The organism is Dysgonomonas sp. UBA7630, assembly GCF_002483985.1.
In the GTDB taxonomy this organism is placed as follows: Bacteria; Bacteroidota; Bacteroidia; order Bacteroidales; family Dysgonomonadaceae; genus Dysgonomonas.
The window spans coordinates 55,706-69,377 of sequence record NZ_DLIY01000014.1 but is presented as its reverse complement, the minus strand read 5'-3'; the positions used below and the strand labels follow the sequence as shown (position 1 = coordinate 69,377).

The 13,672-nt window shown below is 34.9% G+C and carries 11 protein-coding genes; 5 read left to right on the top strand and 6 right to left on the bottom strand.

Annotated features, from left to right (window positions below; translation table 11 throughout):
- Positions 1–61 precede the first annotated feature (61 nt).
- From B3P17_RS05305 to B3P17_RS05295, 3 genes are all read left to right on the top strand, one after another.
- Positions 62–904 (top strand): peroxiredoxin family protein, encoded by an 843-nt coding sequence (locus B3P17_RS05305; protein ID WP_291104201.1) that lies wholly within the window; start codon positions 62–64, stop codon positions 902–904.
- Between the two features lie 47 nt (positions 905–951).
- Complete coding sequence (locus tag B3P17_RS05300) at positions 952–2,079, top strand: clostripain-related cysteine peptidase (RefSeq protein ID WP_291104197.1); 1,128 nt, start codon at positions 952–954, stop codon at positions 2,077–2,079.
- Positions 2,080–2,369: 290 nt separating this feature from the next.
- A complete protein-coding gene (locus B3P17_RS05295; protein ID WP_336622836.1) occupies positions 2,370–3,398 on the top strand; it encodes a DUF5106 domain-containing protein in 1,029 nt (342 codons plus the stop codon).
- Between the two features lie 10 nt (positions 3,399–3,408).
- On the opposite strand, the gene B3P17_RS05290 is transcribed toward B3P17_RS05295, so the two are convergent.
- Genes B3P17_RS05290 through B3P17_RS05270 form a run of 5 tightly spaced genes read right to left on the bottom strand, consistent with a single transcriptional unit; the run spans position 3,409 to position 9,862 of the window.
- Positions 3,409–4,953 carry a M20/M25/M40 family metallo-hydrolase gene (locus B3P17_RS05290; RefSeq protein ID WP_291104191.1) on the bottom strand — a complete coding sequence of 515 codons (1,545 nt, stop codon included), beginning with the start codon at positions 4,951–4,953 and terminating at the stop codon, positions 3,409–3,411.
- Between the two features lie 32 nt (positions 4,954–4,985).
- Complete coding sequence (locus B3P17_RS05285) at positions 4,986–6,176, bottom strand: ABC transporter permease (protein WP_291104188.1); 1,191 nt, start codon at positions 6,174–6,176, stop codon at positions 4,986–4,988.
- Between the two features lies 1 nt (position 6,177).
- A complete protein-coding gene (locus B3P17_RS05280; protein ID WP_291104185.1) occupies positions 6,178–7,362 on the bottom strand; it encodes an ABC transporter permease in 1,185 nt (394 codons plus the stop codon).
- Between the two features lie 8 nt (positions 7,363–7,370).
- Positions 7,371–8,360: an HlyD family secretion protein gene (locus B3P17_RS05275; RefSeq protein ID WP_291104182.1), complete on the bottom strand. Its 990-nt coding sequence runs from the start codon at positions 8,358–8,360 to the stop codon at positions 7,371–7,373.
- 29 nt (positions 8,361–8,389) lie between these two features.
- Positions 8,390–9,862, bottom strand: coding sequence for a TolC family protein (locus tag B3P17_RS05270; RefSeq protein ID WP_291104180.1), 1,473 nt, complete (start codon positions 9,860–9,862; stop codon positions 8,390–8,392).
- 559 nt (positions 9,863–10,421) lie between these two features.
- On the opposite strand from B3P17_RS05270, the gene B3P17_RS05265 reads away from it, so the two are divergent.
- Entirely contained in the window at positions 10,422–11,111 is a 690-nt protein-coding gene (locus B3P17_RS05265; protein WP_291104177.1) for a response regulator transcription factor, read from the top strand.
- The gene (locus B3P17_RS05260) at positions 11,108–12,442 is read left to right on the top strand and encodes a sensor histidine kinase (protein ID WP_291104174.1); all 1,335 of its coding nucleotides are present in this window, start codon (positions 11,108–11,110) and stop codon (positions 12,440–12,442) included. The genes B3P17_RS05265 and B3P17_RS05260 overlap by 4 nt, the downstream gene beginning before the upstream one ends.
- Before the next feature lie 5 nt (positions 12,443–12,447).
- Here B3P17_RS05260 and B3P17_RS05255 read toward each other — a convergent pair whose 3' ends face one another.
- Positions 12,448–13,614, bottom strand: coding sequence for a BamA/TamA family outer membrane protein (locus B3P17_RS05255; protein WP_291104171.1), 1,167 nt, complete (start codon positions 13,612–13,614; stop codon positions 12,448–12,450).
- Positions 13,615–13,672 lie beyond the last annotated feature (58 nt).

The following is a 13,672-nucleotide window of genomic DNA, read 5'->3' as shown; positions in this document are numbered from 1 at the left end:
ATAATTAGTGTGTGTTACTGGTTTTTTGTAGAAATTGATAAACAAAGAAGAATAAACTAAAATGAATAAAATAAACTTACTTATATTAGGTACACTCCTGCTATTGGCGGCAACTATTACTTCTTGCGGAAAGAAGGATCAACATTATATAGAGAAAATAATGGAAAAAATGGCGAATGGAGGCACATGCGAAGAAATTGTAGAAATAGAACTTTATACAATTGATTCACTCAACTTTGTGTCACTCGATTCGCTTGGCCTGACAAAACAATATATAAATGCATGGATAAAACTGTACGTAGATAAAAGTGCTACAGAAAAGTTAGTTAAAGATTCTAAGAGACTGATAGATCGCTTGGAAAAACAATCTCCCCAAGATATAGAGACTTTTATAAAAATCATTGCTCATAATGATGTCCTTACAGAATATTCAGATGCTACTGCTTCTATTGTTGCTTATGCTTATGGAATAGATGTGGCAGCTGATGGATACAGTGAAATTGCAACACGTCTTCTTGTATCTACAAGACTTCCCGGCAACAAAGCTCCTCAGATTGAAGGATTGCAATCTATGGATGGGATAACTTCGACAATAGTCTTATTTTACGATGGAAGTTGCGGAATTTGCCAACATTTATTGAATGAGCTGGCAGATAACTACAGTAAATTGACAGAAAAAGGAGTCAGAATTGTGACAATATCTGCAGATGGGAGTAATGAAGCTTTCGAACAGAATATCCGAAAATACCCGTGGCCAGATAAATTGTGCGATTACCAATCGTTTAGCGGTATAAACTTTAAGCGTTTTGGTATAGCAGCTACTCCTGAGATGCTAGTGGTAGATAAAGATGGAATGGTAGTAGATCAGTATAGAAATTTGCAAGAAACAAAATTATTGGATTAGATTATTTCTGTTTGATTACATTCCATCCGATAATATATAAATAAAAAATGAAGACAATAATAAAAATAATTTTGATCATCTTTTCGGGGATATTCTTTGTATCCTGTGAGAAAGACGAAAATACTTCTGCTGTAACTTCTAACAAACATGTAATCCTACTTTATTTGGGAGGCGATAACAATTTATCTTCCGAAACTTACCAGAAAATAGAGGCTATTAGGCAAGGATGGAAAGGCGGTGCTGATAAAAAGTTGTTGATATATACGGATTCAGCCGATACGCCCCCGTCATTAATAGAAATAGCCACAGAGAATGGGCAAAACATAAAGAAAACAATCTATAATTACAACGAGGAGAATTCTGCAAGCAAAGAAACTTTTTCTCGTGTTATAAAAGAGGTGACCGATCTTTATCCCTCTTCTTCATACGGTCTTATCATTTTCTCGCATGCTTCCGGCTGGTTACCTCAGGCTACATTAACAAGCCCAAGGTCTATTATTATGGATAAGAAGCATGAAATGGAACTGGTTGATTTTGCTCAGGCCATTCCTAATAATACTTTTGATTACATCATTTTTGAGGCTTGTTTCATGGCTGGTATAGAAGTCGCCTACGAATTAAAAGAAAAAACAAATTATATTTTGGCATCCTCAGCAGAAATCATATCACCTGGCTTTACCGCAATTTATCCCAATAGTATAAATCATTTATCGGGTTCTTTAGATGGACTTAAACTGTTTGCAAAGGATGCTTTCTCTTGGTTTGATAATAAAACGGGGTATTTGCATTCGGCGACATTTTCTATTATTAGAACGTCAGAACTTGATAGGCTGGCTGGGTGGCTTAAAGGTAGTTGCGACTTATCTAAGCAAGTTGATATAAATACAATTCAACATTTCGACAGATATTCTTATAGTCTATTCTTTGACTTCGAAGATTATTACAGTGCACTGCTTGAAACAGATTCACAGAGAGATATGTTAAAGAGTTTGATTTCCAACTGTGTTTTATGGAAGGAATCCACCTCATCCTTTATGAAGGATTATAACGGCTTTGATATAATAAAACATTCGGGGTTGACGGTATATATAGGCCAAAAGCAATACTCTTATTTAAATACAGAATATAAGAACTTGAAATGGTATAAAGCTTCAGTTAATGTAGAATTAGAATGATAATTAACATTCTGGCACAAATATCATATCCGAATACAGGCGAGTCTCAAGCCTGTGTGTAGTTTTGTAAAGTTTGCGGCCATGTGGATTGGGATAATTCGCATGGCTTTTTTTACATCAAAAACGAATATTATTCAATAACAGATATGAATAATATTGAATTTGATTCTTTAAGAACAGGTGAATAATTAACTCGATATATTTTATTCATGGAAAAACAAAAAATATTATTTTTACTGTAACTGTCTTTAGATATATGATAGTTAAGGAAAATATATAAAAATAGAAGTATGACAAGAAAATATAGTATAATTAAAATTTTATTATGGGTTATTTATCCAATAGTCATTCTGTTAATACTAGGGCTTCTATTTGTGACATGTACAAAAAAAGGGTCTGAACAAAATAAGAAAATGGATGAACATGAACTCGTATTAACAGCAAAAACATTCCGTATGGTGACTATCCCTGACGCACTAACCCAAGCTAATGAAAGAGCTGATTATCTATTGTCTCATTATTGGGATAATTTCGATTTTGCCGACACCACCTATATTCATTTACCCGAGATTACAGAACAGGCATTTGTAGATTATATTAATATATTTCCTCAAGTAGATAATGAAAAGGTCTACTCTTCGATAACGAAAATGTTAGAACAGTCTATAAGGCAAGATAAGACGAACAAAGTATATTCATATTTTCTGGATTTGTATAAAAAGTATCTATACGATGCTAATTCACCGATGCGGGATGATGAATATTATATTCCCGTTGTTGAGTGCATACTTAAAGATACGACCAATGATCTGACAACGAAAGAACGCGCAAAGTTTTCCTTTATGATGATGCAAAAGAACCGTAAAGGAAATGTTGCGACAAATTTCACTTATACTCTTCAATCAGGGAAGCAGAGAGCACTACATCAGATAAAGTCTGAATATACTTTATTGATGTTTTACAATCCCGATTGTCATGCCTGCTCGGAGACGATTACTTACCTGAAACAATCAGAAATAATCAATACTCTTCTGGCTGAAAGGAGGTTGAATATTCTTGCTTTTTATCCGGATGATGACTTGAGTATTTGGAAGAAGCATCTTTCGGATATTCCCGAAATTTGGATAAATAGTTATGACCAGAAACAAGAGGTGAAGAATAAGTTATTATATGATTTGAAGGCAGTACCCTCTCTTTATCTTTTAGATAAGGAAAAAAGAGTATTACTTAAAGACGCTAATGTTACAGACATTGAATTCTTTCTGAAAACGAAGGTATCATCATCGATCATATATGATAATGATACCTCTCAATTTTGAATTAAAATTCTTAATAAGTCCTCATTATTTCTTTAAAATACCATTGCACTTTTCCGAAGTTTTCGAGCGAGATGTATTCATTCTCATTGTGAATTGTACGCTGTTCGTATTGATTTAGTTCAAGAGGTAAAAGACGGTAGATATGATCGCTTACAATCTGATATTTGTAAGCATCAGTTCCTCCTATAGTAATATATGATGTTACTATTGCTTCAGGATATATTTGTGCGATTTTCTCTTTTATCATCTCAAATCCTCTAACGTCTATAGGTGAGATACCCGAAGGTTCACGTTGGGATATTACTTCTATATCAACGTCGTAACCCTCACATATTTTTTTTACATGCTCCATGACATCAGCAACTGAGTCTCCGGGTAGGATTCGGAAATTTACAGTTACTACTGATTCTGATGACAACACATTCGGTGCATCACTTCCCTTTGCCATTGTAACAGCAGTTGTTGTTCGTACCAGGGCATTCGAAGCCGGAGTTTTCTCCATGGTTTTTAACAATAGTGGTTTCAGTATCCATTGGTTAGCTATTGCCATGCGAGCGAAGAAATTCATTTCATTACCTATATTATCAAAAAAAGATGCTATCGGAGAAATTATACGTGCTGGAAATTGATTTTCATTTAGTTTTTCTATTATCTCTGCTGCATATATCAACGAACTTTTAGCCGGAGGCATGGAAGAATGCCCGCCAATGCCTTTAACTGTTAGTTGTAAAGTAAGGAAACCTTTCTCGCCGATACCTACGAGAGCCATAGGCTTTTGAATCATCTCCATAGCCGAACCCGGACTTGCGATAATACCACCTTCATCGTAAACGGCGTCGAACCTTAATCCTTTTTGCTTAAAATAGTCTGCAATTTTAAGAGCTCCTTGACGTCCACTTACTTCTTCATCGTGACCGAAAGCGAACCAAATATCTCTTTCCGGTTGGAATCCTTCTGCTATCAGATTATCAGCACCTTCCATGAGAGAAAACAGCATAACCTTCATGTCGAGCGTACCACGGCCATATATGCGTCCGTTTGCTACCGCGCCCGAAAATGGAGGATAATCCCATTTGTCCGAAATAGACTGAATAGGAGGTATGGGCTTGTCATTTATCTGCAAAATGGTATCGCTTGTATCAATCATTGCCGGATCATAGCCAATTACAGGAACCACATCATAATGAGATAGAAATAGTATAGGCTTCAGGCTACTATTTTTCCCTTTCCAATGAAACACCAATCCATATGTATTTATGGTGTGGGTTTCCATTACTCTATACACTTCAGGATATACCTGAGCTAGATATTCTTTAAATTCATCAAATGGTTTAAAGTTTGTCTGAATATAAGATTCATTACTGATTGTAGGAATTCGTATTCCACCTGCAAAACGACGAATCGCTTTTTCAGAAGGCTTCGTGTTTACGGCTTCTTTATTACTTGAACCATTTGCCGTATTTCCAAATTTATACGTAATAGTTCTTATGATAAAAACAAGGCTAAGAATAGCAATTATGACCAATAAAAAGATGATAATTTTTTTTACTTCCATATTTTAATTTTTAGGGTGTTGTTTTTATTTGATTATGCAATAATCGATTCTGCTTTGGCCTTTTTGATATTATACCTGTATGCTAAGCAAGCAGTAATAAAATAAACGAAGCATTGTATCCAAAGCGTTATGTATTCAGTTTTGATATCAGCTAATGAGGCTCCCATCGAGTTTACCTTTATATATGCCAAAACGCCTGAGGGAGCCGGAATAATATAGTGTACAGCTTGCCAATACCAGGGCATTAATTCGAGTGGATAAGATATTCCTGAAAGGAAAACAAGCCCTACAGAAAAGAAAGCTACCATAAGAATAGGACTTTCAGAATCGGTATAGAAAATAGAACATGTAAATCCAAAGAAACAAGATGCTAAGAAAAATGGGATCAAAAGCATTATGATTTCCCCAGTATTGCCAATACCGGGTATGCTGAATATTTTAGGTAATAATCCTATAAGAAAGTATGCAAATACGGTATAAAGCATACTGTAAACAAATGTTTTGCTTAATATTACTAAAGCCATATTTCCAAATCTCAAACCGTTTTTTTCATAATAAAGAATAGACTTTTCATGGCGCTCATTTCCTGTTATCATACCTATCACCATCATTAATGTCTGAAATATGATAACAATAAGCACCGCCGGAATAAGGTAACTTCCATATCCTTCTGTATAATTAAACAAATGAGAACCAACGATGTTTACGGTTTGTGACTGTGACATTGCATAAAGTGTTGTTAAGGGAAGAAAAACTACCATGTCGGAGCGGTGGCGTGCATCAAGCTCAAGCATTGCGCCAACCGTAGCTTCTTGGATGGATGCAAAATTGAGGAAAGCACTCGTATTTCCCATCGCTAAAAACACAGATTGTTGCCCACGTCCTATTCTTGTTTCAAAATCCTGTGGAATATAAATAATACCTACCGTTTCTTGCTTTTTCATCAACTCCTTCGCACTGTTAATATCTGTAGAAAAGCTATGTATCGTTACCTGTGGAGAGGCTTCGAGCAGCCTTGTATATTCACGGCTCAAAGGAGAGTGAGACATATCTACAATGACTATAGGTGCACTACGAATAAGGTTTGGCTCATACATGTAGTTGTATAACAACCCGTAAATAAATATACCTCCAATGAGTACCAATAAGATAGAATAGCTGGTAGCTATCGTTTTAAACTCTCTGATAATATATGTGGATATTATATTCAATTGTTTTTTCATTTTATTCAATGTCTTGATATTTATGACTTAATGTTGCGCTTTTCAAACGAGGTAATATTAGAAGAGCCAATAAAACATATATGAGCAAGATACCTATATGTTGCCATGAATAAGCGAATCCATAGTTGCCGTATAAAATATTCTGGTTGATCTCGATAAAATGTCTTATTGGAAAAAGAAACGAAGAATAATAAACTGCCGGAGGCATAGCAAAAATAGGGAATGTTACACCCGAAAGAGTAGCTCCTAGAGAGCCAATCATTGATGCAACACTTATAATGATGCTCAAGGCTGGGAAAAGCGAAAATATAAATACGCCAAAAGCCTGAGTGGCAATAATAAATAACGCAGTAACCAGATTTACGGATAGAAAGCTTGCACTCAAGGGAATGTTTAATATGTTGAACATCACAAAATTGCCCAAAATAGCCATAATAATATACATAATGGTATAAGGTAGCAGTTTGCCTGTAACTGCAATAAAAATATTCATGTTGGCTGTTTTAAGCCATTCATCAGCCGTTTTAAACTTAATTTCAGATCCTAAAGCATACATTGTTACTAGTATGATAATTATTTGCAATAGGACAAAAAAGAATGGATTCGTCAGATATATAGAATAGTCTAAGGACGGATTGAATAAAGGATGAGCCTCAAAACTGACAGGTAAGATAACGCTTTCGATTCTGTCTTGATCTGTTCCCACAGCTGTTCCTGCACCTACCATGGGTGCTAAAGATACTTCTGCCAGAACTGTTTCAAGTGCGGCTTCCATTTCTACACCTACACTCAAAAGAGCATAATGAATATAATATGGGATAGTAGCATCACGTTTACCAAGTAGATCAGATTCAAGATTTTTGGGAATAACAACATATGCATATATCTCCTTTTTCACAGTGGCATCTCTTGCCTCTTTCGGATCAGAATAGTATTTTGCGACTTTAGCAGTAGGAATAGTACTCAATGTACGGCTTATTTCTCGCGAAGTAGAAGTCTGATCCATGTCTACAATACCTATTGGTATGTTTTCCATACCACCCGAGCCAAAGATTGTATTCATAAAGAATATACAAAACAGAGGAAGAATAATACATACTCCAAAATATAGTCTTCGTGATGTTATTCTTGCCTGTTCACGTTTGAGGACAAGAAAGAATGCTTTGTTTGTTTTTACTGTTTTCATTCAATGGCTTATTTACTCATTGTTACGAGTACCGACATTCCCGGACGAAGGTCTGAAACCCTCTCTGTAGGGCGTGCTTTTATTTCAAAAGTCCTCATATCATACGAGCCGCTCTGTTTCGTAGATTTCCATGTAGCATAACTTCCTAATGGGCTTACATAGTATATTTCGAATTCGATTCCTTGCTGATTGATAGATGGAACATCTCCTTTGAATTTCCCCCCCATTCTGAAGTGCGGCATGAGGTCTTCCCTTATGTTCAATACTACATAGGCATCGTCAAGTACCACGAGTGACATTATAGGTGTTCCGGGGCCCACTAATTCTCCACGCTTAGGGTAAACAACCGCAATTTGTCCCGATTCAGGCGCAATTAATTTTGTGTCTTCTAAAAGGGAGGCAATCTCCTTTACTGTGCTTTTGGCAGCATTGACTATAGACTTTGAACTTTCTCTGTCTTGTTTTCTCGCTCCATCCTTTGCCATTTGGTATTCTTGGTAGGCTGCCCTTTCAGCAGCTTGTGCTGCTTTATATAATGCAACAGTCTCATCAAAACGCTGCACTGTGACTACACTATCTTTGTAAAGCAGTTCGATTCGGTTGTAAGTAGTTTTTGCCAACTCGAGGTCCGACTTTGACTTTTCCCATACTTGACGTACTGTTTCTACAATTTGCTTACGAGGACCTTCCTCTATTTTTTGATTTTCAAAGATCGCTACATTACCCAATGCACTTACCTGATCATATTTTGCTGAGAATTCGGGACTGTTTATAATTACGAGTGTATCTCCTTTCATTACATTTTGTCCTTCTTCTGCATAAAATTTATCGATACGTCCCGGTATCTTTCCTGATATACGGATCTCTGTCGCCTCTATTTGTCCTTGTAGTATTTCGGGTTTGTTTCCTAAAGAAATAATTCCAACAGTAGTGATGACAACTACTAAAATAAGTACCACTACAAATGCTATTGCTATATATTTTTTATTTTTATCCATAACTGTATGATTATATTTTTTTTAGTGTTTTATTTTAAAAGAATGTAACTTTCATCCTTACCCGATAAGCTGTATTGATGGAATGTTTCAGGTATTCCGCATACTGCTAATAGATTTACGAGACCTGAATCGAACTGGTAGTAAGCCATTAGAGTTGCTATACGTACTTTTGAAAGTATTAGCTCTGCGTCAATTACTTCTGATGAAGATGCCATGCCTTCGATAAATGCTCTTTGACGTGAACGTACAAGCTCCATACTCATCGCTATTGTGGTTTTAAGAGCTGAAACGTTCACCAAAGCTGATTGGGTTTGATTATAGAACTTATCTACGGTTAGAGTTATGTCGTCTACAATCTTTTCCTTCTCTGTTTCTAAAATGACGCTCTTTATTTTTGCTTGCTTTATTTTCTTCTCTCGGTCGAGTCCGTCGAATATATTCCATGAGAAACCAACACCTACCATTGTGCGTGGAGCTATATTTTTAGGAATTCCATTCGAATAGAGCGTTTGCTTTCCGAACAATTCTATATTCGGTAAATAGGCTGATTTAGCTATTTTTACTTCGTTCTTCTGAATGTATTGTTGTGTCATCAATCCATTCACCAAATAGTTTTTTTCTATAATAAGATTCTTAAAATATATAATCTCCGGCAGAGATTCGTTAATGAACATAGGTGTAGTAGTGAGAATTTTATCTTCTGACTCTATTTTTGTTAGTGTTTTAAAGGTATTTTTTACTATTTCCAAATCTTTCACTGCAATCTCAAGTTCTCTCTTGGCTTCATCCCTGTTTACCTGAAAGAATAGTCTTTCCGCTTTATTTATCATTCCGTTGGCTTCGAGTTTCAATGCATTCTGGTAATGATGTTCCAGGGCATTATATGTTTCTTGTTTTACTTCTACTATTCTTTGTCCTAGACGCAAACCATAATAAGTTTCAACTAAAAGGATTTGTTGATCTGCTCTTATTTTCTCTTTATTTATTTCAGCAATATCTACCATTGATTTGCCTATTTTCCCGGCATATATTCGTTTTCCTCCAGTGAAAACCGGCATGGTAACAATAGCATCAATACTTGTCATATTCTGTGGTAAAATAGGAACACTGAAAGAACTTTTTCCTAAATTATTAAGAATAGAGGATATAAACTGTTCATTTGGATCAATAGAGTGAATGAAATCTGTAGTCGGATTTGTGAATTGAGATAATGATTCTTTCACTTCTATATCATTCACCATGTGCGTATATGCTCCGGTTGCCATTACTTGTGGATACCAAAAAGAATTCAGCCGCTGTTGTTCATTCTTAGCCCATTCCATTTCTTTATTTGCAATCTTCAATGTTTTATTGTCTCTGTTCATCAGTTGATATGCCTCTTCAAAGCTTATCTGCCTTTGTCTCTCTTGTGCTGATAAAGAAGCTACTGAAAGAAACAGGAAAATACAAGTGATAGTGATTGGGAGAGCAAAAGTTCTTTTGGTATTATAAACTAACTTCATATTAATTGACTATTATAATTTTTAATATTAACTCTTTACTTTGATCTTCGTGTTACAAAGGTAGAGGGAGTCAACTGTTTATTTATCAGAAGTTTCATTACAAAAATATTAGAATTGAATTTTGGTTTCTAATGTTTTTCTAATGCTTGTATAATAGGCTGAAATATGAGTTAAAAGAGTCGTTCGATCGTCTGGTTATTACCCGAGAATATGTGTATTTGATGATGTAAGCTTGTCTATTGTTATCTGTATTATAAAGTAAATATTGTATGACGGTAAATTGGTTATTTTTCATGTAAAATATATATAGTTAGTTGATAAAGATTAGTATATTTTGTTTTATTTTACTATGTGATTTTCTCAATAAATTCTATCGCCTATGATACGAAGTGGTGGCTATCTTAAAGCACAAAATCAATTATAAAAAACTCAGGTAAATATGTTTTTATATTCGTATTTGATAAACCCTCTATATATAGGTTCTTTTGCAAATCTGGAAGCAAAAGGTTATACAAAACTTTAAATACAGATTATTGTTAATACATTAATAACATTACGAATGAAAAAGATATTGGTAGTAGAAGATGAACTGAGGATTGCCGAACTTCTTAAAAAAGGGTTGGAAGAATTTGGCTATATTGTTACCTTGGCTTTTGATGGTGAAATGGGAAAACGCCTCGTAAATAATCATATATATGATTTAATAATTACAGATGTAATTCTACCACATATCAATGGCTTCGAACTCTGTAAGGAGATAAGGGCAGTTCAGCCCGAAATTCCAATTATTATGCTTACGGCTTTAGGCACAACAGATGACAAACTAGATGGTTTTGATTCGGGTGCGGACGATTATATGGTAAAACCATTTGACTTGAGAGAGTTAAATGCCCGTATAAATATTTTGCTAAAAAGAAAAAATGGAGTATCGGCAACGGTTAAAACGGATCATTTAGAATATGCCGATATAAAATTAAATATAGATAATAAAACCGTGACGAGAGGTGATCGAGAGATGAAACTTACACCCAAGGAGTTTAACTTGTTGCAATATATGATGCTCAATCCCGAACGTGTACTCTCGCGAACTGAAATCTCAGAAAAGGTATGGGATACTCATTTCAATACGGGAACTAATTTCATTGATGTTTATATAAATTACTTAAGGGTGAAGATTGATAAAGGCTTCGATTCGAAACTTATACACACACGTCCGGGATTAGGTTTTATACTAAAAAGTGAAGAATGAGAATACGCACAAGGATAGCCCATCGTATTACAGCTGTGATAACTGCTGTAATGTTTGTATTTGTTGCACTCAACTATATTGTATCCACTAGGGTAAGGATGCAGGAATTTTATGTAGATCTAAAAAAGGAAGGAGCTGCAAGAACCGAACTTTTTTTGAAAGCAAAAGCTATCCAGAAAAAATTAGATAAAATAGACAGACTGCATCTCAATANNAAACTTCTTTATACCGACGCAGATAAAATTTCTAATAGAAGTGAGGAAATAGCAACTATTGTAAAAGAGATATTTGAAACAAAAGAAGACTATATAGAAAATGAAGGGAAATTCCAGACCATTGGATTTATCTTTACTCATCAGAATGTAAATTATGCAGTTATTACATCTGGACATGATAATTATGGGCAGATCAAAATGCAAAAATTGGTTCTTTACCTTCTTATATTAAGCTTGGTTTCTTTACTTGCGGCATGTGCCCTCGGATACTATCTCGCAAAATCTGTTTTAAAACCGGTAGGAACTATTTCGGATAGAATGAAAGATATAACGGCTAATAAACTCCATTTGCGGCTGATCGGATATAATGAGAAAGATGAATTTGGAGAACTTGCAGCATCATTTAATAAAGCATTGGATATAATAGAGACATCCTTTGAGTCGCAGAAAATGTTTGTCAGCAATGTATCACATGAACTTCGTACACCTTTGGCAACACTAATAGGAGAAATAGATCTATCATTATTAAAAGAACGTACGGCAGAAGAATATAGAAATACTTTAATAAACTCGCGTCAGGATACAAGTAAACTGATAAAACTGCTTAATGGTCTGCTCGATTTGGCAAAAGCCAGTTACGATGAAAACAATATGTCTATGAGTCCCGTAAAGATTGATGAAGCACTCTTAGAGGCAGTAGAATTAGTTTTAAAAGGAAATCCTGAATATGATATTAAGCTTATTTTCAATCAAGGCATTATGGAGAATACAGAACTATCTATTATTGGAAATGAGTATCTTTTAAAGACAGCCTTTGTTAATCTAATGGAGAATAATTGCAAATATTCGCATAATAAAACTTCTACTGTTGAAATCTCCCTTATTGACAAAAGAGTTATTTTGCGATTCTCAGATACTGGTATAGGTATTCCCGAGGATGAGATAGAACATCTGTTTACTCCGTTTTTCCGGGGAACTAACAAAAAATATGTACAGGGGAATGGTATCGGGTTAGCTTTGGTGAAAAAAGTAATAGTTCTGCATAAAGGCATAATAAATATTCATTCTGTTGTAGATAAAGGAACCACTTTTACGATTGAATTTACAGTGAACTAAGAATATTAAAAAGCTTCATTTATGTTAATATAAAATGCCGACTGACTTTTACCTATCCCGTAATCAATTCGAAGATTAGTTTGGTCTTTAACCCTAAAACGATATCCAAGACCAACAGTAGACAAGGTTTCTTTCATCTTGAAATCGCTTAATTTAGGGAAAACATTTCCTGCACCTACCCATGCAACCATACCACTTCGTTTGTAGATATGCTGTCTTAATTCGATTTGTGATTCTATGAAGTTTTTATCTCTATATTGTCCTGTATAATATCCACGCATTTGGCTTGCATCTCCCGCTTGAGCCATCAGGTTCCAAGGGACATCTCCCCTGTTGAATTGCCCTCCAAGATCAAAAGCAACGATAGTACTCTTATTGAGTTGTTTGTAATATCTGAATGTCATCTCTGTTTTGTTAAAACCTGAAGTATTACTAGAAAAATTAGGATAGAATACATCTCCTATTTTTGTATAGATTCCCTTATGAGGTTCTGTAATATTATCTCTGGAATCATAGATTAAAGTCATTCCGGCACCTATAACTGTGATTTTTCTTTTCTCTCCATTCAGCACACTCATGTCATCAAAATATTTGCCCCTTATATCTCGAGCATTTGTCATCAAACCTATCGCAGTATGGTTATCTATTTTCTTGAATAAATTGACTTTTACCTGCATATCCTGTATGTTATAATCAGTATAATATGAATTTCTTCCTGCATTATAACCAACACCCCAATATTGGGAAGGCGTATCGGAAAAAGAAATATCTGAATCTATCCAATATCTCTTTTTAGGGAAATAAATACTACTGCGTATTCCAAGAGCATAAGCCCCCGAGGAGGTGGCGTTGATATATAAAGACATATTAGACGGATCATTATCTTTTTCACAACCATTTAGACGAAATAGCCCTGAGCCTATAAGCCCCATACCAACCTTAGTTTCATTCGTATAATAAGGACCTCCGATTACAGAATAGTTAAAAGATTTGTCTGATGACGTTTGATCCGATTTTTGTAAATATTGAAAAACTGTATTTTCGATATAACTAATCGCCGGTTTTATAAAACCTTTATTTTCAACTATAATTGTGTCTTTCTCGTTATTTGTTTGTGCACTCACTGTTGTTACTATTCCTATAAAGAGAAAAAGTGTTATTTTGTTTCGCATATAATTTATTAGGGATTTATTTGTCGGTTTTTTCACGATACAAAAATAGAGTCTCCAG

Excerpts from the sequence above, each read along its gene's own strand:
- B3P17_RS05305 (WP_291104201.1), top strand. The coding sequence starts at position 62 with ATGAATAAAATAAACTTACTTATATTAGGTACACTCCTGCTATTGGCG.
- B3P17_RS05300 (WP_291104197.1), top strand. The coding sequence starts at position 952 with ATGAAGACAATAATAAAAATAATTTTGATCATCTTTTCGGGGATATTC.
- B3P17_RS05295 (WP_336622836.1), top strand. The coding sequence starts at position 2,370 with ATGACAAGAAAATATAGTATAATTAAAATTTTATTATGGGTTATTTAT.
- B3P17_RS05290 (WP_291104191.1), bottom strand. The coding sequence starts at position 4,953 with ATGGAAGTAAAAAAAATTATCATCTTTTTATTGGTCATAATTGCTATT.
- B3P17_RS05285 (WP_291104188.1), bottom strand. The coding sequence starts at position 6,176 with ATGAAAAAACAATTGAATATAATATCCACATATATTATCAGAGAGTTT.
- B3P17_RS05280 (WP_291104185.1), bottom strand. The coding sequence starts at position 7,362 with ATGAAAACAGTAAAAACAAACAAAGCATTCTTTCTTGTCCTCAAACGT.
- B3P17_RS05275 (WP_291104182.1), bottom strand. The coding sequence starts at position 8,360 with ATGGATAAAAATAAAAAATATATAGCAATAGCATTTGTAGTGGTACTT.
- B3P17_RS05270 (WP_291104180.1), bottom strand. The coding sequence starts at position 9,862 with ATGAAGTTAGTTTATAATACCAAAAGAACTTTTGCTCTCCCAATCACT.
- B3P17_RS05265 (WP_291104177.1), top strand. The coding sequence starts at position 10,422 with ATGAAAAAGATATTGGTAGTAGAAGATGAACTGAGGATTGCCGAACTT.
- B3P17_RS05255 (WP_291104171.1), bottom strand. The coding sequence starts at position 13,614 with ATGCGAAACAAAATAACACTTTTTCTCTTTATAGGAATAGTAACAACA.